Source organism: Scytonema sp. UIC 10036, assembly GCF_009725235.1.
On record NZ_WJFC01000132.1, the window covers coordinates 14,758 to 35,382 of the forward strand.

Below are 20,625 nucleotides of genomic sequence, written 5' to 3' on the forward strand. Positions count from 1 at the left end.
TATGACCACAACTGTACAACGTCGCGAAAGCGGAAATGTATGGGAGCGGTTCTGTGAATGGATTACTTCTACCGAAAACCGCCTTTATGTAGGCTGGTTCGGCGTATTGATGATCCCCACACTGCTTTCCGCAACCATTTGCTTCATCATCGCATTCATCGCTGCTCCTCCTGTAGACATCGATGGTATCCGCGAGCCTGTTGCAGGTTCTTTGATTTACGGTAACAACATCATCTCTGGTGCCGTTGTTCCTTCTTCTAACGCCATCGGTCTTCACTTCTACCCTATCTGGGAAGCTGCTTCCTTGGATGAGTGGTTGTACAACGGCGGTCCTTACCAGTTGGTAATTTTCCACTTCTTGCTCGGTTGCTTCTGCTACCTGGGTCGTCAGTGGGAACTTTCCTACCGCTTGGGTATGCGTCCTTGGATTTGTGTAGCTTACTCTGCACCCTTGGCTTCCGCAACCGCAGTGTTCTTGATCTACCCTATCGGTCAAGGTTCTTTCTCCGACGGTATGCCCTTGGGTATCTCCGGAACCTTCAACTTTATGTTGGTGTTCCAAGCAGAGCACAACATCCTCATGCACCCCTTCCACCAGTTAGGTGTAGCAGGTGTATTCGGCGGTTCCTTGTTCAGTGCAATGCACGGTTCTCTGGTCACCTCTTCCTTGGTTCGTGAGACCACCGAAACCGAATCTCAGAACTACGGTTACAAGTTCGGACAAGAAGAAGAGACCTACAACATCGTAGCAGCGCATGGCTACTTCGGTCGCTTAATCTTCCAATACGCATCATTCAACAACTCCCGTTCCTTGCACTTCTTCTTGGCAGCATGGCCAGTAGTCGGCATCTGGTTCACCGCACTGGGCATCAGCACCATGGCGTTCAACCTCAACGGTTTCAACTTTAACCAGTCTGTACTTGACTCCCAAGGTCGTGTAGTTGGTACATGGGCAGACATCCTCAACCGCGCTAACTTGGGTATGGAAGTGATGCACGAGCGCAACGCTCACAACTTCCCTCTCGATTTGGCTGCTGGTGAAGTCGCTCCTGTTGCAATCAGCGCTCCTGCTATCAACGGTTAATCCTTAATCTAGAGTCTAGTAACACGACAACGTGCAAACAGCGTCTCTTTTGTAAGTAAAAGCGCCCTCATTTGAGAGGGCGCTTTTATGTTGTCAAGGCTAACAGCGTTCAATCAAGGAAAAAATCTGGTGTTACAGGTAAGGTGCAAACACAGTACTGATAATTTTTCATAAATTTTTATACTTTGCTTTCGGTTGATTTCTTCATGCCAACTCAATGCTGAATCACTGAAGGTTTTTTTGTATCTTTAGTTACATATATCTGAGAAGGCTCGTTTGGCTCTTTGTACTACATTTTGAAGTGCGGAATGTGGGTACAAAGCAGCACCCAAGTTGAGATTCATCGTTGGGTGCTGCTTTGTTTTGGATAGATTGAAACTTGTGGCTTGGAATTTGTAATGAACTCAGCCATGACAAATTCCGAATCAATACTGCAAGAGCTGAGAGAAATTGTAGTAGGGGTCGAGCGACAGCGAGACCCAACAAATGCCGATAAATGTTGGGTTTCGTTCCTCAAACGCCAGTCCCCTACGGAGGGAAACCCTCCTATGGCGCATTCGCGCCACGCTTCGCTATCAGGGCTGGCTCCCCAACCTACGTAATTGCGTGTTTTTATCCAAAACCTACGCAGTATTGAATTCCGAATTACAAATCACGAATTACTTAACAGTAACCTTACCGCCAGCTTCTTCGATTTGTTTCTTAGCAGCTTCAGCAGCATCTTTAGCGATCGCTTCCTTAACAGGCTTAGGCGCAGATTCTACCAAGTCTTTTGCTTCTTTCAAACCCAAACCAGTCAATTCACGTACAACTTTAAGTATGGCGATCTTCTTATCGGCGGGAACTGCTTCAAGAATAACGTCAAACTCGGTCTTCTCTTCTACTGGTTCAGCAGCAGCAGCACCAGCACCGGGTGCTGCCATCATCATCATTCCGCCTGCGGGTGCAGCAGCACTGACGCCAAAGGCTTCTTCAATTTGCTTGACTAGCTCAGCTGCTTCGAGCAAAGTTAGTCCTTTTAATTTATCCAAAATTTCATCGGTTGCTGCGGACATTGTTATAACTCCTGTAATGTTGATTGGTTAGTTGTTAGTTGTTAGTTGTTAGTTGTTAGTTGTTAGTTGTTAGTTGTTTATTTTCTACTAACTACTAACTATCAACTACTAACTACTAACTAAGAAGCACTTTCAGTTTCACCGCCGCCTTTTTCCTTATCGGCGACAGCTTGTAAAGCACGAGCGAGAGAACCTGGAACTTCGTTGATGCCAACAGCAATCTTGGTAGCCAAACCATTGATGGCTCCAGCAATTTGTGCCATGAGTTGCTCTTTGGATGGCAAATCTCCCAAAGCTTTGATATCAGGCTCTTTCAACAAGCGACCTTCCATGACGCCGCCACGAACTTCTGTTTTCTTGGTGGCTTTCTGGAAATCTTGGTAAGCCTTAATTGCTGCAGAAAAATCTTCTTTTACTAGCAAAAAGGCAGAAGAACCTTTGAGTAGTTCTTCTAATGGTTGCCATTTCTCTTGGTCTTTAATGGCAATACCCATCAGGGTGTTTTTAGTCACCTTGCAAACAGTTCCAGCAGGACGCAAGCGTCTTCGTAAATCTGTAATTTCAGCAACTGTTAACCCTTGATAGTCAATGACTATTGCTAATTGCGACTCACTCAAAGTTTCTTTGAGATCGGCTACTATAGCGTGTTTATCTTCTATCGTTCTTGGCATCTTTATCACCTCCTTATTTTGCTAATTGCTAATGGCTAATTGCTAATAGTTAATTGTGCTTTTTACCATTAGCGAATAGCTATTAGCAATTCGCTACAAAAACAATAAACCCCAGCTCTCGCAGCCGGGGTTTTAGAGTAAATACGTTTTTAACAATACGTCTTTACTTTATCGTCTTTATGCCACTGTACATCAACCTTTTTAAAGGCTGTACTTTCAGCATTTAGAACGCAAACCTCGGCAGGATATTAAGCTAATTGCACCTGCTGTCTCCGGCTGTCGCTGTATTTAATTTTGATTTGCTAATTGCTAATTGCTAATTGCTAATTGTCAGTTTTCTATTAGCCATTAGCCATTAGCCATTAGCCATTAGCCATTAGCCATTAGCCATTAGCCATTAGCCATTATGCACCTTCAGCCTGTTTCATATCGCGTAGGGCGTTGATATCGACTTTTATCGAAGGTCCCATTGTAGCAGATACGTACATTGTTCGCCAGTAACGACCTTTTGCTCCTGAAGGGCGGTTGCGATCGATGGTTTCTTGCAACGCTTTCAAGTTTACCAGTAAATCTTCTGGTGTGAAGGATACCTTACCAAACATAACATGGACGATACCAGTACGGTCAGCTCGGAATTCTAGTTTACCTGCTTTAAATTCCCCGATCGCACTTGCAATATCAAATGTGACTGTTCCACCTTTAGGGGATGGCATCAAACCGCGAGGACCGAGTAACTTACCTAGCTTTGCTACCTGTGGCATTATATCAGGTGTAGCTATTAGCTTGTCAAAGTCCATTCTGCCTTTTTGAATCTCGTCAATCAGTTCTTCTGAACCGACAACATCAGCACCTGCGTTGCTAGCCTCTGTAACTTTTTCCCCTCTGGCAATGACTGCTACCCTTACTGTTTGCCCCGTTCCTTTGGGTAATACCACAGTTGTCCGCAGTTGTTGGTCAGTATATTTGGGGTCAATACCCAACCTGATGTGTGCTTCTGCTGCTTCCGGGAACTTTGCTGTAGCCGTTTCCTTGAGCAGTGCTAACGCATCTAAAGGCTGATAATCTCTGTCTTCTACTTTTTCTAGAAGCGCCTGCAAGCGGCGCGATACTTTTTTCGCCATTTTTTTCTCCTGGGGTCTATTTACGAAGCCATGCCTCTCCCCCGATAATTTTTTCTAGTTGATAGTTGATAGTTGATAGTTGTTGGTTGTTATTTGTTGGTTTTTTCCTACTAACCACTAACCACTAACCACTAACCACTAACTAATCCTGAACTGTTACACCCATGTTTTTGGCAGTGCCTTCGATAATCTTCATCGCCGCGTCGATATCGTTGGCGTTGAGGTCAGGCAATTTTGTTTGGGCAATTTGACGCAATTGTTCTTTTGTAATGGAACCAACTTTCTTTTTGTTTGGTTCGCTGGAGCCTCTGTCAATTTTTGCTGCCTTAGTAATGAGTACTGAAGCAGGAGGAGTCTTCAGAACGAAGGTAAAACTCCGGTCTTCATATACCGAAATTTCTACCGGAATTACCGTTCCAGCTTGATCTGCTGTCTTGGCGTTGTACTCCTTACAAAACATCATGATGTTCACACCATGCTGACCCAATGCTGGACCAACTGGCGGTGCTGGGTTGGCTTTCCCAGCATTTAGGGCCAACTTAATGACCGCAACTACTTTTTTCGCCATGTTTGATTAGCTCTGTTTCTCTACCTGATTAAATTCCAATTCTACTGGTGTATCCCGCCCAAAAATCGAAAGCAGAGCTTTTAGCTTACTCCGTTCAGGACTGACTTCAATCACCTCACCTTCAAAGTCTTTAAACGGACCTGAAAGCACTTTTATCTTATCACCTGCAGTCATGTCAGTTTTGACAACTGCCTCTTGCTCGCTGGTCTGCTTGAAGATTCTTTCGACTTCTGTATGGCTGAGTGGCACTGGCTTTACGTGACCGCGACCTTTGCCACTCCCACGTTTTTGCTCTGCTCCCACGAAATTAATCACGTGAGATGTGTTGCGTACTACCTGCCAAGTGTCGTCATCCATCAGCATTCTGACAAGAACATAGCCGGGAAATACTTTTTCCTCTGTATGCTGGCGAGAACCATCCTTACGGATTTTCACTGCTGGTGTATGAGGTATCTCCACCTGGACAATTTTATCAGCTACATCAAAAGTTTGGATGCGCTGCTCTAAATTTGTCTTGACTCGCTTCTCGCAACCTGAAGCGACTTGAACTGCATACCACCGAGCTTCTTTTGACGCTGAATCTGCGGTCTCATCTGACTGTAGCGTTGCATCACGCTCACCGTCTGTTGCATAAGTCATCAGAACACCTGTTGTGCTGCCCAAGTAAAAAATTTATCTACTAGAAATATTAGGGATGCGGAGAGTGCCATCATTAACAAAACCGCGGCTGATTCGCTCACTAGCTGCTGCCGACTAGGCCAAACCACCTTATCAAATTCTTCCTTGAGTCCTTGGAAGAAGCTCGGAAGTCCCAAAGAGTTGGTTGTTTCCGTCATTTCTGCTTCATTTTTTTTGGCCACGATCGCTGTCTCCCCCATTCATTACATAGACGCTGCCTATTACTTTTTTTTGTAACAGCTCCTGCCTGTTTGAAGCCCTTCGCTACAAACACAAAAACTATACCCGAAATCTATAAGTCATACTGCTTGATTAGCAGATACTGCTTTAGTTTCGGGCATTGTCTTAGCTGACAGCGCGCCCTGGAGGACTTGAACCCCCGACATCAGGTTTTGGAGACCTGCGTTCTACCAACTGAACTAAGAGCGCACAAGCTGCTTCTTATTGAGTTACCTTTACTAGTTTACACTAGGATAACATAAATTGGCTACTTTTTTAGTTAACTTTGGTCGATGGAACTCTTTATGGCGGCTAAAGCCGCTTTTTCTTGAGCTTTCTCCCAAAGTTTCTTGCCTGTTGATGTTACAGAGCGCGATCGAAGCGTTGCTTGATCCGGGTAGCCTTACCTACGCGATCGCGTAGGTAATAAAGCTTAGCACGTCTAACCTTCCCGCGACGCAGTACTTTGATGTTGTCTATCCGTGGGGAATGCAGTAGAAAAACACGTTCGACGCCTACACCTTGGAATACGCGACGAACTGTAATTGTTTCGTTAATGCCACCATTCCGTATGGAAATGACAACTCCCTCATAGGGCTGGACGCGGTATTTGTCGCCTTCCTTAATTTTAACTCCGACTCTGACTGTGTCACCCACAAATATTTGGGGCAAATTAGATTTTAGCTGCTCCGCTTCTATAGAGCGGATGATCTCCTGAGCGTTCATATTCGGTGCAAAAACTCACAATCAACAATAATAAATCGACAACTAGCATTCAGTCTAGTTATTTTAGTGGGAGCACTTACTAAGTATAACGGTGCTAGATGGAAAATGGACTATAGAGAGCTAAGCCGCGAGACTCCGATCTATGAAATTCAGCGTCGTGATAACGACCTACAACCGTTTAACGTTGTTGCAACGAGCAATTAACTCCGTGCTCAACCAGACGTTTCCCTGCGAACTGGTTGTTGCTGATGACTGTTCGCTTGATGGCACTCAAGATTACTTGAAAAGCTTAAGCGCTGAACTGTCATGTCATGACAATTTACCACGCCTTGTTTATCATCGCAATGAGGTAAACAAAGGTCATGCAGCAACAGTCAACGCTGGCGTCAAAGTCAGCAGTGGCGACTGGATTAAGTTTTTGGATGATGATGATTACCTGAGTCCCAACTGTTTGGAAGAAATGGTAAGAGCGATCGCACTGCGACAAAGCGCAGTCATTTGCTCTTGCGTTGCTGCTCGGGTAGATATCAATGGAGTTGAAAAGAGCCGCACGCCTGTTGTCGGTCCGGGACTAGCCTACTATATCCCGCAAACAGACATTCACTACGGTATGCTACTAGAACTTGTTCCTTTTGGTACTCCCGTTCAAGTTGCTTGCAGCCGTGAGGCTTTCTTGCAAATTGGAGGGTGGGATGTCGAATTAACCAGTTGTGATGATATTGATTCATGGATTCGCATTGCCCAACATGGGGATGCGATTTTTCTCAATCAATGTCTTGCTTATCGCACTGTTTGGACTGGAGGTTACGATCAAAAAATTTCCCTAAAAGTTAGGTTAGACACAAATATTTTAATGAAGGAAAAAATTCACGCCCTCGTGGATGAAAAGTACCGTCAAGATATTTTGCCTCTTCAAGATATCAAAAGTTACTTAAAACTACACTGGACTATAGTTGCTCTTAAAAGTAGAAACATTAACAGTTTTCTGAAAATTTTCGATCCTTGTATTTTTTCATGCCATGCTTGGCGACTTTTGTTAGACGCTATTTTGGCAAGGCGCTTAAAAAAGTACAATTCTTATATTCGCAAATTCGTATTGATAAATATTTAGCACATTTTGCAGACACGGCTCCCGAACCGCCAGCTATATTACCTATGGACGTAGTAGTCCACAACGTAAGTGCAAAAATTAACTATGTTTTTTGGGAATCTTGTGTAAAGAGATGGTATTAAGGATGTAGTGTTGCTGACTAAGTTGCTACGCAACTCAATTTTTGGTAGTCACAATACGTGCTGTAAAAGTTCAATTTTCAATTTTTAAACAGGTGGGCAGGGGATATACCTACATGAGTATTGCTTTTCTGCGTTTGGTATCTGGCAGTGGAAACAATTCTTACTCGCTGTTGGCAACGGGTGAAATAGTTATTGGGCGAGACCCCAACTGTCAGATAGTACTCAGTTCCAATCTCTATGGAATGGTTTCGCGACGACACGCATCCATTCGCCCATCAAAAACACCGGATGGCAGAATAAGTTATGTGCTGTGGGATTTAAATAGTGCTAATGGAACTTTTTTGAATGGTTATGCTTTGCAAGGTAGCCAGGAATTGCAAGTAGGCGATCGCGTGATGTTTGGTAGCAATGGACCGGAATTTGTCTTTGAGTACCAACACAACCAACAGTCTGTAAAAGCACCACAGCCTGTTGCTTCGCCAACTCAAGTAGCAGCAAAATCATCTAATACAGACAGTGAAGCAAGCTGGTCACAATTGCTTCCTATCCTGTCACCACCTCAAGACCTGACGCGCAAAGCTTACCTGATACCAGGAATCATCACCGTCATCTTCGTGGTGCTGTTGTTTTTTGTTCAGGGACGTACATATCAGTTCTTACTAGGTTCTTATTTGGCTGGTGCTGTTTTATACTTTGTTTATAGATTGTGTGGGAAGCCGAAACCTTGGTGGGTACTGATTGCTTCCATAATTTTTACTATCGTCATTTTGGCAAGCCCCATACTGCATTTATTTATATTTGTATTTCGAGTGCTTCTTCCTGGAAATGTGCCCAACGATCCGAGCACTCTCCCCTTTCCACAATTATTTATTCGTTACTTCTTTGGTGCTGGGTTATTAGAAGAATTACTTAAAGCCTTACCAATCTTTGTATTTTATTTTTTAGGTAGAATCCTATCTTCTCCCAAACGGGAACGCATCGGTGTGTGGGAACCCCTGGATGGAATTTTGCTGGGAAGCGCCTCTGCTGTGGGGTTTACATTATTTGAAACGTTGGGTCAATATGTGCCTGGTACTGTTGCACAAGTGGCAAGAGAGATGGGAGAACAAGCAGGGCTGTTAGCAGGATTGGAACTGCTGATTCCAAGAATCTTGGGGGAAGTCGCAGGGCATTTGGCTTGGAGTGGGTGGTTTGGCTACTGTATTGGCTTGAGTATTCTTAAACCCCGTCAGGCTTGGCGAACTTTGATTGTAGGATATTTGAGCGCGGCAGCGTTACATGGGTTGTGGAACAGCAGTGCAGGACTAGCAGACAGTTTGGGAATTTTCGTTTTAGGGTTGTTAGTGGTGGTTGGTGGAATGTCTTATGTTTTATTGGGATCGGCGATTATTAAAGCACGTTCTTTGTCACCTACGCGATCGCAAAATTTCGCAACCCGTTTCCATGGTTCGTAATGCTAACTGTGTGATTTTTAGTGCCGACGCATGAGTATGGAAAACTCGCTCGGTTCTTTGTCCGGCGTTGGATAGTCCAAACTGCTCCAACCTACTTACTTATTTCCTGCGAACTGTGAATATTGTTTAATAAAATCTACGATTTGTTTTCCTTTAAACTCTTTAGCCAGTTTGTGCAAATGAGTAGCAAATGGTAACAATTGTTCATCCAAATCCTCTAATTGTGTTGCTTTTTGGTCAATACTCCTGAGGTCTCCCTTCATTGCTAAATCTAGCAAAATAGCGATTTCCTCTACTGGTGGAGAAATTAATTGTAGATTTTGACTTTTTGCTTCTAGATTAACATCTTTTTGTTCTTTTAGCTCATTTTCTTTCTCTTCATAAATCCATTCCAAGCCTAAGTGAATTCTTAATTTTTCTAAAAGTTCTGCAACTAGCAATGGTTTAGGTAGAAAATCATTACAACCTACTTCTAGACTCTGCTTTTGCTCAAAATCAAAAACGCTAGCTGATATAGCAATTACTTTTACTTCTTTGAAGTTTGGTAACATCCTCAGGCGACGGGTGGCTTCAAAACCATCCATTACAGTCATTACCAAGTCCATAAAAATTAAATCTGGCTTAAATTCTAGTGCTTTGTTAAGACAGTCTAAGCCATCTGTTGCTTCTAAAACTTCAAAGCCTAAAGGCTGTAGTAAATTCACTAAAACAGAACGATTTGCCCATTTATCGTCTACCACTAAAATTTTCTTTCTATCGCCAACAAAACCAATTATGTTACGCTCAACAACTTTCTTAACATTCATTGAATAAGCAACCTCAGGTAAATCCAAATCTAGCCAGAAAACGCTGCCTTTACCTAAAGTACTTTTTACCTTAAGTTCACCGCCCATCATCTCAACTAATTGACGGCTAATTGCCAATCCTAAACCTGTACCTTCTGTCTTGCGGCTATCTTCCCCTACCTGCTTAAAGGGTAAAAATATTTCTTCTAATTGCTCTTCAGCTATACCTATACCGGTATCTTCTACTTGAAAGCGTAATTTTCCTTCATGATATCCCACCTGGAATTTTACGCTACCTTTTTCCGTAAATTTGACAGCATTACTCAGTAAATTAATTAAAACTTGCCGTAACCGTTTTGCATCTGCTCGCACAACTTTAGGTACAGGGGATAGTTGATTATAAACTAAAGCAATTCCTTTTTGTTCGCTACGAATCTGGCAGATTTGCACAATGTTCTCCAGAAATTCTGGTAAAGAAAATTCTGTAGGACCGAGTTCTAATTTTCCTGCTTCAATTTTCGAGATATCTAAAATATCGTTAATCAGTGTTAGTAAATGTTCGCCACATTGATGAATGATGTTTATACCATTCTTTTGTTCAGCAGTGAAGGTTTTATTTTTATTCAGAATTTGTGCATAACCTAAAATTCCATTGAGAGGTGTGCGGAGTTCATGGCTCATGCTAGCTAGAAATTGGCTTTTGGCGCGGCTAGCGGTTTCTGCTAATTCTTCAGCGCGTTGGCGATCGCGTATTTCCTGTTGCAGTTGCAAATTTTTGGCTTGTAATTCCAAAGTGCGTTCTTTTACTCTGACTTCTAGTGTGCAATTGTATTCTTCTAAATCGTGATAAAGACGCGCATTTTCAATTGAGATTGCTGCTTGCGATGATAAAAGTTGTAAAACTTGCAAGCGCTGTGGTGTAAATGCTCCAGTGGTTAAATTATTTTCTAAATAAAGAATGCCAATGAGTTTTCCTTGATACACAATTGGCATACATAAAATAGATTTTGGTTTTTGCTTGAGGATATAATTATCCAGATTAAATACATTTTCATTAGTAGCATCATTTAAAACTACGTGATTTTGTGTTCTCTGCACGTAGTTAATCACAGATATTGGTAGCTGCTGAATGTTGTCTACAGGTAGCGCTCGCTCAACATTTATTTCGTCTTGCTCTACACTTCCTGAAGCTTCTATATTTAGCTTTCCTGCTGTTTCTAAAATTAAAAATCCCTTTTCTGCACCCGCATTTTCAATTAAAATTCGCATCAAATTAGCCAGGAACTTGCTTAAGACGATTTCACCGGAAAGAGCTTGAGAAGCTTTCATCACAGTCATCAAGTCGAGACTGTCTGTTCTGCTAATTCTCGTGGATGCCCGATTAATTTCTGGGTAATTTGTTTCTAGCTTTTGTGCAGGCGATATCGTAATTAATTGCGGATAGCGTATTTCTAAATCTTTGATTTTAGCGATCGCTCCCCAACGGCTATAGGCATGGTAAGCATTAGTCATGTAAGTGCGCGCAATCGTTTGTCTACCCCATGACAAATAAAATTTAGCAGCGAGTTCGTGGGCAAGGGCTTCTTCGTTGATGTAATCGTTGTCTTTGGCAAGTGCAATCGCGCGATCGTACATTTCAGCTGCCTCGATTTTTTCATCTAAGACACGATGCCGTTCTGCTTCTACCAGTTCATACTTATGCTGAAAATTCATCGGCGCATGATCTGCCCATTTACGCATTTTTCCCTGGCTATTAATTACTCTACTTAATAAGTCTTGTTGTTGTGACTGTGGTAGCGATGAATATACTGCCAATCGTGCTAAAGAATCGTAGAAATGGAATACTGGTACAACCAAAAATCCTTTCACACCATCTAAATATTCTTCGGCTTGATATGCATTTTCTAAGGCTTGATTATACTGTTCAAATAGATAACCGAGAATAAGTTTGTTAATATAAAAGTAGTGGAGTGCAGTTCTGGAATTAGCCTCTTTTAAAAATGGCAATGATTTATCCTCGTTGTATACCTCACCCACTAAATGGCAAGGATTTTTAGAGGGTTGCAGTAAGATAAGCACTGACTGTTGAAAGATTTGATTCCAGCTTAAAGCATTTTCTTGCTTGAGTTGAGCAAGGGCATCACTAGTTATTGCCATTTCTCGTTCAATTTTTGTCAATTCTTCACCAAGAAAATATGAATATTGGCATTTTTGCATAGCGGCATATCCACTATATTCAAAATGACCGTTTTCTACCCCACTAGAGTAGGCATCCTGTAAAAGTGGTAAAGTTTCTCTGGCATGAACTTTTCCATACATTGTACAGGCCACTGCCCCGAAGAATACACTGGGCTTAAGTTCTAAGGCGTTAAAACGTTCCACTAAACTTAAAGCTAATTGGCCAAATTTATAAGCAGACTCAATGTCTTGTACTATCTCTTTTAAGATGACACTGTAACAAGCATAACCATAGGCTGAGAAGGATGCATTTCCATATTTAATAGATAAATTAACTTGTTCGCACGCAACCAACGGAAACAATGTAGGTGAAGATTGATAAGTAGAAGAACCCATACTCCTCAGCATTCTCATGGCTACTAGCTTATCTACGTCTGTCATTAACGGTAGATTAATTAAGTCTTCTATATTTTTTCCAGCCAAACTTGCGGCTGTTTTAGCCAATGTTTGCTCAATATCAGAAAGGCTAGGTGATTCTGGTAAACCTACCCCCAGCAGTTCCAGCGCTTGTAAACCAACCTTGATTGCTTCAAGTGGTCTAAGTTGCGCCATGTAAGCTTCGATTTTGACTTCATAGACTTTCATTTTATCGATGGGTGTTTTTGCCTGTTGCAGAACAACTGTTCCCCATTTCTCTATCTGCTCAAAATCTCCGTTTAGGTAGGCTGTTTCTATTGCTGACTCATAAAGTGTGAGTGTTAGGGAGTACTGATTCTGCCAGCTATTTGCTGTCAATAACTCTAAACCCAACTTGAGATAACGGATAGCAGACTCATAGGCTGTTGCTGCTTTCGCTTTTTCTCCTGCTATGAGATTGAGATGAGCTAGTTCATATTTTTCGGACTCAGATGTGAGTAGTTCAGTACCGTAATTGAGTTGATTAACTATTGTAAATATATTTTCTTTGCGTTCTTCTGGCGTTGCCTTTTGCAGCAGTAATTGACCAATTTTTAGGTGTGTTCCTTTCTTCTGTTCGTCAAGAATTAGAGAATAAGCTGCTTGCTGCACTCGGTCGTGCAAAAATTTGTATATGATTGTTTGCTCGGCATTATTTAATATTTTTTCTACTTGGTAATCCTCATTGTTTATTTCTTTCTGACCAAATATTAAAGGTATTTTATAGGAATTATTTAAGGGGAATATCAAACCTGCTTGCAGCGCTTCCCATAAATCTGTGGCTGTTTCTGACTGACTTTTTTTATTAACAGTTGCCAAAACTTCTAAAGTAAATTTGTCACCTATACAAGCAGCTAACTTTAAAACATTCTGTGTAATCGGCAACAGCTTTTGAATCTGGCTGACCATTAATTCAATCACATTATCAGTAATATCAATATTTTGTAGACGATGAATGTCCCACTGCCAGAAACCCTCACTGAAATTAAATGATAATAAGTTATCTTGATAAAGTGATTTAAGTAGCTGGGTTAAGAAGAAAGGATTACCCTGAGTTTTGTTGTACACTAAACCAGCTAGCGATTCTGACTTTTCTAAGTTAGTGTGGACGGTATCGCTGACTAATTGATTGACATGAGAAATCTGCAAAGGCTGAAGCAGAATATTGTTGATAACTGCACCAGATTTTTGAATTTCTTCTAAAGTCAATATTAATGGATGAGTGGCATTAACTTCGTTATCTCGATATGCACTAATGAGTAATAAATATTGACTATCTGGGTCATTGGCAAGCAACTGAATCAACTTTAATGAAGCTGAATCTGCCCACTGTAAGTCATCCAAGAACACGACTAAAGGATGTTCTGGTTTACAAAATACATGAATAAATTGTTGAAACAGCCGATTAAATCGGTTTTGCGATTCCGTAGGGCCTAATTGCGGAACTTCTGGTTGAGGACCCATAATTCGTTCAACTTCAGGAATCACATCAATAATAACTTGAGCATTATCACCTAAAGCTACTAAAAGTTTTGCTTGCCAATTAGCTATTTGCTCGCTACTTTCTGTTAATAACTGCCGGATTAATTCTTGAAAAGCTTGAATTAAAGAAGCATAAGGTATATTGCGTTTAAATTGGTCAAACTTACCAGAAATAAAATAGCCCCGTTGGCGCACTATGGGTTTATGGACTTCATTGACTAAGCAGGATTTACCTATACCAGAATACCCACTTACTAACATCATCTCAGTTGCCCCAAGACTAACTCGCTCAAAGGCATTCATGAGAATGGCAACTTCTTTCTCGCGACCGTACAGTTTTTGGGGAATGATAAATTGGCTATATAAATCAAGCTGACCGATACTGAAATCGGCAATTATACCAGAGGCTTGTAGTTGTTGTAAGCATTCTTCTAAGTCTGCTTTGAGTCCCAAGGCGTTTTGATATCTTTCCTCAGCAGTTTTGGCTAATAATTTCATCACAATATCAGAAACTACTGGAGGAATGTTTGAGTTTATTTCTTTAGGAGGTACTGGTGTTTTGGCAATGTGGCAATGAACTAATTCCAAAGATCCCTGAACTTGAAAAGGTAGCTGACCAGTTAACATTTCATAGAAGGTGATACCTAAAGAGTAAAAATCACTACGATAATCAATTGAACGGTTCATCCTGCCTGTTTGTTCTGGCGACATATAGGCAAGGGTGCCTTCTAACAAGTTAGGATCGCTGGGGTTCTGACTTTCTTTGGATAAACATGACGAAATACTAAAGTCAATAATTTTAACTTGACCTGTTTGCAGATTAATTAAAATATTTTGCGGCTTAATATCTTTATGAATAATATTGTTTTGATGTAATTGGGAAAGAATATTAGCAAGTTGAATCGCAATATTCAAAAAATTACTTAAGTCAACAATTTGGCTGTTAATAAAATTTTTTAAAGTTTCTCCGGCCAAATCTGTCAAAATTAGTGCTAAACCATTTTGATAATTCTCCAACGCCAGGGGTTTAACAATTCCTTGTATGTCTAAAGATTGGAGTATTTGATATTCATGTTTTAATTGAGTCAACTGTTGTATGGTGGGATACTCAGCTTTCAGAGTTTTAACAATTACCGATGTTTGCTCTGGCTCTCGTAAGGCACGATAAACACAGGTAGTAGTGCCGTCATATAGAACTTCGATGAGATTGTAGCCTGCAATGGTAATACTCATGTTTGATAGATATTTTGTTAAATTTTTATTAAATTTACTCAGGTTTTCTGCTGATATAGCTATCCACAGATACCCTATTATCGGTGTTTATTCTGTGTTTATCTGTGGTTCCTTTTTTATCTTAGCTCGGATTTTTGTAAGCAGTCTGATGTTTCGCGTGCGATGAGGTTCAGGCTTTATCAGCCTTTGTGTCGGTTAACTAATTATTTGTTGTGTTAACAAATTAATGTCTTTAGGCATTTCAATCCCTGCAATTCTTATCCTACAATTGTGACAGTGTTGCGCGGAGCTTGAGATCGTATATTTATCGCCAGCCAGTCTCGAACGCAGATATTCAAAAGAACGTGGTCGATCCCGCTGCTCAACAAAGTGTACCCAATCTAATCAACTCACTACTAAGGCGATCGCTAATTGAAAAAAACGATAGCTACCCTGAAAGCATTAGGGGCAATTGAGCATTAAGGAGAGCCCCCAATTTAGACTCTTGACAAGACAATGCAAATGCATTACATTGAAAATCTCTAGAACTAGACTTAAATGCAGCGCGGCAAAGTCGGTGACCAAATGGAATTCGACAAGGAAACCTAAAAATTGCTATCGATTTTAACTTGATTCCTTTGCGTCGCGTAGCTGTAGCTATCTGAGTACGGGAGGCGGAGCCTCCAAAAGTAGGCACTCCCAGCCTCAGGCTGGGAACGAGAGACGGTTACTGGTCACTGGTCAGGTGCTCACTGCTCGGGTGATTCTGTGATAATACAATTGCGTCCTCGTTTTTTCGCTTCATAAAGTGCTCGATCTGCTACTCTAATTAATATTTCCTTTGATTCTTTATGGGTGGGAACCAAACTACTGACTCCCAGACTTAATGTGACATACTGACTGATATTTGATTCAATATGAGGCAGGTAGAGTTCTTGTATTTGTTGCTGAATCAGGTCTGCTACTTTCACTGCTCCTTCAAGGTTTGTATTGGGTAGAAGAACGGCAAATTCTTCACCGCCGTAGCGAGCCACTAAATCGGCGGGACGCTTGGCAGAATTGCTAATCGCTTGGGCAATCTTCTGCAAGCAAACGTCTCCTGCTATGTGACCGTAGGTGTCGTTGTAGCGTTTGAAATAATCGACATCGCAGAGAATGAGCGATAATGGCAGTTGCTCCCGACGCAGTCTGCACCACTCAAATTCTAAAACTTGGTCGAAGCGTCGGCGATTGGCAACTTGAGTTAATCCATCTAAATTGATGAGACGTTCTAGTTCGTGATTGGCTTGGTGCAGTGCAACTTCAGATTTTTTTCGTTGAATTAATGACCCAATTTGAGTTGCAATTGCAGTGACTAACTCTAGAACTCTTGATTGCGGACTCATGGCATTTTTTGAAAAAAAGACGAGAATTGCTAGAAATTTTTCCTCAAAAAGAATAGGAACGCCAAAAGCTGCTTTGAGACCAACTCGGTTGGCAAGTTTGCGGCGGCAAAAGATATTATCGTCGTTATTAGATACATCAAAAAGCCACTCGGGTTGTTTGGAAACCCAAATTCGTCCGGGAAGCCCTACATTGGGGCAAAATGTTAATTGGTGGCTTTCGTCACGAAATTTTGATAATTCAGGGGTGCTAGCATACCAACCTTGACTGCACTCAAGGGCTGTTCCTTCGGAATTGACAATCCAAGCTTCTCCCAAATCCCAACCAATAGTTTGACAGATTAAAGCCAGAACGCTTTTTAGCGCTGAATCAATGCTAGCTGCCGAACTTATTTCTTCAGTAGCTTTCAATAGCAATTGCAACTGAGCATTTTGCTGGCATAATTCCTGATTTTTTTGCTGTAGTTGTACTTGTAAACTACGTAAAACTAGTTGATTTGCTACCCGTGCTAGCACTTCTTCCACTTGAAATGGTTTTGTAATATAGTCTGCCCCTCCAAGGTGAAAAGCTTTTGCTTTATCAAGCCCTTCACTCAAAGCACTTAAGAAAATGATGGGGATCTCTTTAGTTTTTGGATCGGCTTTCAATTGTTCGCAAACTTCATACCCTGATAAATCTGGCATGAGAATATCTAGCAAAATGAGATCGGGCGGGCTTGCTTGAACAACCTGTAGTGCTAAGTTTCCGTCGGGTACAGGTCGAACTTTATAGCCATGTTGTTGCAATACGTTAACTAATAAGCGTAAGTTGGCAGGTGTATTATCGACTACCAAAATGTTTGCTTTGGATTTTTGGCTGCTACCGAGATTCATAGGAATGTTTCAAAGTGTCTTGCTTTTCCTAAAAGCCAGTAAGTCATCATTTCTCCTTTGCCTTTGACAGTAATTTTTCCAAGCTTTTAAAATTCAAATTGCTTTTTTAAACGGTCGTAGGTTGCAGCACTGACTTGAATCTTACCTGGTAATCCATTGGATTCCATACGCGATGCAATGTTGACTGTATCCCCCCACAAATCATAAGTAAATTTAGTCAGGGTTTAATGATATAGTCAGCAACTCCAACTTGAAATGCTTTTGCTACATCTAATCCCTCATTCACCCCACTCGTAAAGATGATAGGAATTTCACTTGTTTGGATAGATTTTTTTAGTTGCTGACAAATACTGTAGCCACTCATATCAGGTAAAATAATATCCAGCAGAATTAAATCAGGAAGCTTTGTTTTAGCAATTTCAAGTGCTGAATAACCATCAGTTGCAAGATGAACTTGGTAGTTATTTTTCTGCAATACATTCACCAACCAATCTAAAGTAGTTAATGTATCATTTACTACTAAAATTTCTGCTTTTAGGTTGTTGTTTAACGCAAAATTCATAGATGTTCCCGAAGATGCACCTGCAAGATAATCTTAAAAGTGTAGGTATCAAATATAGCAAGCTTTAGCCAATATAAAAAGTCATTTGTTCAACTCTTGTTATTTTGCGTTATTTTCTGTAATTATACTGAGAATTTTCTTGTACTCAAAATTGTTAAGGTGACCTTGGAGGCGTTGGGCAAAGCCCGGATTTCTCACAAAGTCTGAGAAAAAAGGGGTCAGAAACTGCGAAAATGTATATTGTAAAAGAATTCCAGCAGCTTTGTTGTATGACCGAACCATGCAGGGGTGCACCTTTGCACCTTTGCACCTTTGAGGGAAGAAAGAAGAGGTGGGGGCGCAACGTCGCCGCGCCCCTACTAACCACTAACAACCAACCACTAACGAAACCTCCTAAACATAAACTTTTGGAAACGGGTTTTCAATTTACCCATTTTGTTGAATACAGACTTTGCCCATTTCCCATCAAGCAACTCATGGAGCAAAACATAAAAGCAGGGAATGATAAATAATGTCAGCACCGTTGCCAAAGACAACCCTGCAAACACAACAACACCTAAGGGTTGTAAAAACTCAGAACCTTCTCCTATTCCCAATGCTAAGGGAAACATACCCAAAACAGTTGTGATAGTGGTCATCAAAACCGGACGCAAACGTTGGGGTGATGCTTGCAAAATAGCAGTTTTACGGTCAACTTCTTCTTTTTCGCGAATTTGATTTGCCAATTCCACCATAATGATGGCGTTGTTAACTACAATACCTACAAGCAACACGGCTCCAACTATAACGGTTGCTCCAATAGCAGTCTGAGTAATGTAAAGCCCGAAAATACCTCCTGCAAGTGCTAGCGGTATTGTAAACATAATCACTAGTGGATCGACTAGTGAATTATATTGTACAGCCATGACCACAAAGACAAGAAAAGCAGCCAATCCACCCAATAATTTAAGGGAGTCTTGCAACTGCTTGTTAGATTCTGCTGCGGAACTGGGTAATACAGTGACGCCTTCAGGTAACTGTAAACTGTTTAATACGTTGTTGACTTGTGTTAGTGCGTTACTAAGACTTGCTCCCTCAGTCAAATTCCCTATCAAAATCACGACTTGGCGTTGGTTAATCCGTTGAATTTCTCCCGGTGCTTCAGCGTCTACAATATTGGCAACGTCACTCAAACGCACTTGACGATTATTTTCAACAAATAATGGCAATCGCGATAATTGAGAAGTCGATCGCACGGCTTCTTCATTCAATTGCACCCGTACATCCACCAAACGGTTTCCCCGTTGCAACTGAGTTGGTACACTTCCTTCAATAGCAGTCTGAATCGTGTCTCCAATCTCTTGTGTTGTCAACCCTACAGCGGCCACTCGTTCCCAATCAGGACGAATCTGTATCTCTGGCTGACGGGGATCTGCATCGGGACGGAATCTAGCTGAGGTCACTTGCTCTTCCATTGCTGCTAATACCTGACGCCCTGCTCTTTGTAAAGTTTCAGCGTCATTTCCTTGCAAAATAATATCGACATCTGCTCCTCGTGCGGGTGAGTTACTGAGAATTAATCCTCTCACTTCACCGGGACTCAGACGCAAACGGATTCCTGCTAAATTCAGCTTTTCAAACTCAGCCGTGACTCGTTCAACATAAGCTTCTACATCCGTACCCGCTTTTAAGGTAATAGTGCTAGAACCTCGCAAGGGGTTTTCACTAGTGTTAGTACCAAACAAAGCACCTCCTGATGTCGAGAAAACGTACTCCGTTTCTGGTTGCTTGAGAAGAATATCATCAACCGCAGCCATGACCTTACGGTTTGTTTCTAACGGCGTACCGGGAGGAAATTGAGCAGATAAACGGGCTTGTCCGGTATTAATTCGAGGTAGAATTTCTTGAGGAATTTGAGGAGCCATCCACAAACTACTACCACCAAAGACTAAGATGGCAAGCGCAATCACAAACAACCGATAGCGCAAGACTTGAGTTAAGAAGCTACTGTATCCTCTAGTAGCAGCTTCAAAGCGACGATTGAATTCTTTAAGAAACCAAAACTCAGTCAGACGGCTCGACCAGCGCCATGCTAGCATTCGGGAAGCAAGCATCGGTACTACGGTCACTGCAATCAAGATAGAAGCAGCAACAGAAAAGCTAATTGTGAGAATCAGTTCGTTAAATAATAATGAGATAAAGCCCCCAATGAGCAAAAAGGGCAAGACTGCTACTAGGTTGGTACTTGTAGAAGCAATTAGCGCTGATTCTACTTCCCGGCTGCTTTGTTCCGAACGGTCAATCAGTTGCTTTTGACTCAAGCGAGTTTTGGAATTTTTTCCAGGCGTCATACTAGCGCCTTCGGCAATATTCTCCAACATCACGATGGAGTTATCCACCACAATACCTACACCTAGCGCCAATCCACCCAAGCTAAAAACGTTGAGGGATAAGCTAAATAATCCCATAAAAATAATGGCAGCTAGTGTTGCTAGGGGAATTGCTGCAACAATGATAAAAGTTTGGCGTAAAGACCCCAAAAAGAGTAATACTGCGATCGCAGCTAGTAACGATCCAATTAATCCAGAACTCGTGACGTTAGAAATAGAGTTGCGAATGAATCGCGATTCGTCTAAAGTTGGCGTTATAACTGTTCCTTCTTCAATCAGACCAGATTGCCTGAGTTGTTCGAGTCGCCTTTTGACTCCATCCACAACCTCAATTGTGTTGGCATCTGGCTGCTTTTGAACGCTCACTTTCACCGACTCTTGACCGTTGAGCAACACGAAAATACGCTGTTGTTCCGAACCATCTACGACTTCAGCAAAATCTCGCAAGTAGACTCGCTTATTGGGGAGTGAGGAAGATGAATTGGAGGAGGAAGAGGAGGGGGAGACAGAGGGAGAG

At 41.6% G+C, this 20,625-nt stretch carries 16 protein-coding genes, 1 tRNA gene and 1 other annotated feature; of the genes, 4 read left to right on the plus strand and 13 right to left on the minus strand.

Annotated elements, in window-relative coordinates:
- Position 1 precedes the first annotated feature (1 nt).
- Positions 2-1,084 (plus strand): photosystem II q(b) protein, encoded by a 1,083-nt coding sequence (gene psbA, locus F7734_RS40820; protein ID WP_155750119.1) that lies wholly within the window; start codon positions 2-4, stop codon positions 1,082-1,084.
- Between the two features lie 410 nt (positions 1,085-1,494).
- A complete protein-coding gene (locus F7734_RS40825; RefSeq protein WP_155750120.1) occupies positions 1,495-1,686 on the plus strand; it encodes a hypothetical protein in 192 nt (63 codons plus the stop codon).
- Positions 1,687-1,743: 57 nt separating this feature from the next.
- Here F7734_RS40825 and rplL read toward each other — a convergent pair whose 3' ends face one another.
- The 8 genes from rplL to rplS form a co-directional block, all read right to left on the minus strand.
- A complete protein-coding gene (gene rplL / locus F7734_RS40830; protein WP_155750121.1) occupies positions 1,744-2,139 on the minus strand; it encodes a 50S ribosomal protein L7/L12 in 396 nt (131 codons plus the stop codon).
- Between the two features lie 119 nt (positions 2,140-2,258).
- On the minus strand, positions 2,259-2,810 hold the full coding sequence (gene rplJ / locus F7734_RS40835) for a 50S ribosomal protein L10 (RefSeq protein WP_155750122.1): 552 nt from the start codon (positions 2,808-2,810) through the stop codon (positions 2,259-2,261).
- Between the two features lie 94 nt (positions 2,811-2,904).
- Positions 2,905-3,104, minus strand: a sequence feature (ribosomal protein L10 leader region).
- Positions 3,105-3,214: 110 nt separating this feature from the next.
- Positions 3,215-3,931 (minus strand): 50S ribosomal protein L1, encoded by a 717-nt coding sequence (gene rplA / locus F7734_RS40840; RefSeq protein ID WP_155750123.1) that lies wholly within the window; start codon positions 3,929-3,931, stop codon positions 3,215-3,217.
- A gap of 142 nt (positions 3,932-4,073) precedes the next feature.
- Positions 4,074-4,499, minus strand: a complete 426-nt coding sequence (gene rplK / locus F7734_RS40845; protein ID WP_155750124.1) for a 50S ribosomal protein L11 — start codon at positions 4,497-4,499, stop codon at positions 4,074-4,076.
- 6 nt (positions 4,500-4,505) lie between these two features.
- Complete coding sequence (gene nusG, locus F7734_RS40850) at positions 4,506-5,138, minus strand: transcription termination/antitermination protein NusG (protein WP_155750125.1); 633 nt, start codon at positions 5,136-5,138, stop codon at positions 4,506-4,508.
- Positions 5,138-5,359 (minus strand): preprotein translocase subunit SecE, encoded by a 222-nt coding sequence (gene secE / locus F7734_RS40855; protein ID WP_166482463.1) that lies wholly within the window; start codon positions 5,357-5,359, stop codon positions 5,138-5,140. Before secE ends, nusG begins: the two co-directional genes overlap by 1 nt.
- A gap of 174 nt (positions 5,360-5,533) precedes the next feature.
- Positions 5,534-5,606 (minus strand) — tRNA-Trp (locus F7734_RS40860).
- A gap of 153 nt (positions 5,607-5,759) precedes the next feature.
- Positions 5,760-6,122, minus strand: a complete 363-nt coding sequence (rplS, locus tag F7734_RS40865) for a 50S ribosomal protein L19 (protein ID WP_155750127.1) — start codon at positions 6,120-6,122, stop codon at positions 5,760-5,762.
- 142 nt (positions 6,123-6,264) lie between these two features.
- Here rplS and F7734_RS40870 point away from each other — a divergent pair, with 142 nt between their 5' ends.
- Positions 6,265-7,233, plus strand: coding sequence for a glycosyltransferase family 2 protein (locus F7734_RS40870; protein ID WP_155750128.1), 969 nt, complete (start codon positions 6,265-6,267; stop codon positions 7,231-7,233).
- A 235-nt stretch (positions 7,234-7,468) separates the two neighbouring features.
- Complete coding sequence (locus tag F7734_RS40875) at positions 7,469-8,809, plus strand: PrsW family glutamic-type intramembrane protease (RefSeq protein WP_155750129.1); 1,341 nt, start codon at positions 7,469-7,471, stop codon at positions 8,807-8,809.
- A gap of 95 nt (positions 8,810-8,904) precedes the next feature.
- Here F7734_RS40875 and F7734_RS40880 read toward each other — a convergent pair whose 3' ends face one another.
- The 5 genes from F7734_RS40880 to F7734_RS40900 form a co-directional block, all read right to left on the minus strand.
- Positions 8,905-14,943: a hybrid sensor histidine kinase/response regulator gene (locus tag F7734_RS40880; protein ID WP_155750130.1), complete on the minus strand. Its 6,039-nt coding sequence runs from the start codon at positions 14,941-14,943 to the stop codon at positions 8,905-8,907.
- Positions 14,944-15,671: 728 nt separating this feature from the next.
- The gene (locus F7734_RS40885) at positions 15,672-17,177 is read right to left on the minus strand and encodes a diguanylate cyclase (protein ID WP_155750131.1); all 1,506 of its coding nucleotides are present in this window, start codon (positions 17,175-17,177) and stop codon (positions 15,672-15,674) included.
- A gap of 86 nt (positions 17,178-17,263) precedes the next feature.
- Entirely contained in the window at positions 17,264-17,398 is a 135-nt protein-coding gene (locus F7734_RS65685; protein WP_166482464.1) for an adenylate/guanylate cyclase domain-containing protein, read from the minus strand.
- A complete protein-coding gene (locus F7734_RS40895) occupies positions 17,395-17,739 on the minus strand; it encodes a response regulator (RefSeq protein ID WP_155750132.1) in 345 nt (114 codons plus the stop codon). Before F7734_RS40895 ends, F7734_RS65685 begins: the two co-directional genes overlap by 4 nt.
- A 380-nt stretch (positions 17,740-18,119) precedes the next feature.
- Positions 18,120-20,625 (minus strand): efflux RND transporter permease subunit (locus tag F7734_RS40900; protein ID WP_155750133.1); only part of this gene is annotated, 2,506 nt, incomplete at its 5' end.

Bases quoted from the DNA above. Each gene is read 5' to 3' on its own strand.
- F7734_RS40885 (WP_155750131.1), bottom strand. From the start codon at position 17,177: ATGAATCTCGGTAGCAGCCAAAAATCCAAAGCAAACATTTTGGTAGTC.
- F7734_RS40825 (WP_155750120.1), top strand. From the start codon at position 1,495: ATGACAAATTCCGAATCAATACTGCAAGAGCTGAGAGAAATTGTAGTA.
- F7734_RS40875 (WP_155750129.1), top strand. From the start codon at position 7,469: ATGAGTATTGCTTTTCTGCGTTTGGTATCTGGCAGTGGAAACAATTCT.
- F7734_RS40895 (WP_155750132.1), bottom strand. From the start codon at position 17,739: ATGAATTTTGCGTTAAACAACAACCTAAAAGCAGAAATTTTAGTAGTA.
- psbA (WP_155750119.1), top strand. From the start codon at position 2: ATGACCACAACTGTACAACGTCGCGAAAGCGGAAATGTATGGGAGCGG.
- F7734_RS40880 (WP_155750130.1), bottom strand. From the start codon at position 14,943: ATGAGTATTACCATTGCAGGCTACAATCTCATCGAAGTTCTATATGAC.
- rplL (WP_155750121.1), bottom strand. From the start codon at position 2,139: ATGTCCGCAGCAACCGATGAAATTTTGGATAAATTAAAAGGACTAACT.
- rplA (WP_155750123.1), bottom strand. From the start codon at position 3,931: ATGGCGAAAAAAGTATCGCGCCGCTTGCAGGCGCTTCTAGAAAAAGTA.
- rplJ (WP_155750122.1), bottom strand. From the start codon at position 2,810: ATGCCAAGAACGATAGAAGATAAACACGCTATAGTAGCCGATCTCAAA.
- rplK (WP_155750124.1), bottom strand. From the start codon at position 4,499: ATGGCGAAAAAAGTAGTTGCGGTCATTAAGTTGGCCCTAAATGCTGGG.
- F7734_RS40870 (WP_155750128.1), top strand. From the start codon at position 6,265: ATGAAATTCAGCGTCGTGATAACGACCTACAACCGTTTAACGTTGTTG.
- rplS (WP_155750127.1), bottom strand. From the start codon at position 6,122: ATGAACGCTCAGGAGATCATCCGCTCTATAGAAGCGGAGCAGCTAAAA.
- nusG (WP_155750125.1), bottom strand. From the start codon at position 5,138: ATGACTTATGCAACAGACGGTGAGCGTGATGCAACGCTACAGTCAGAT.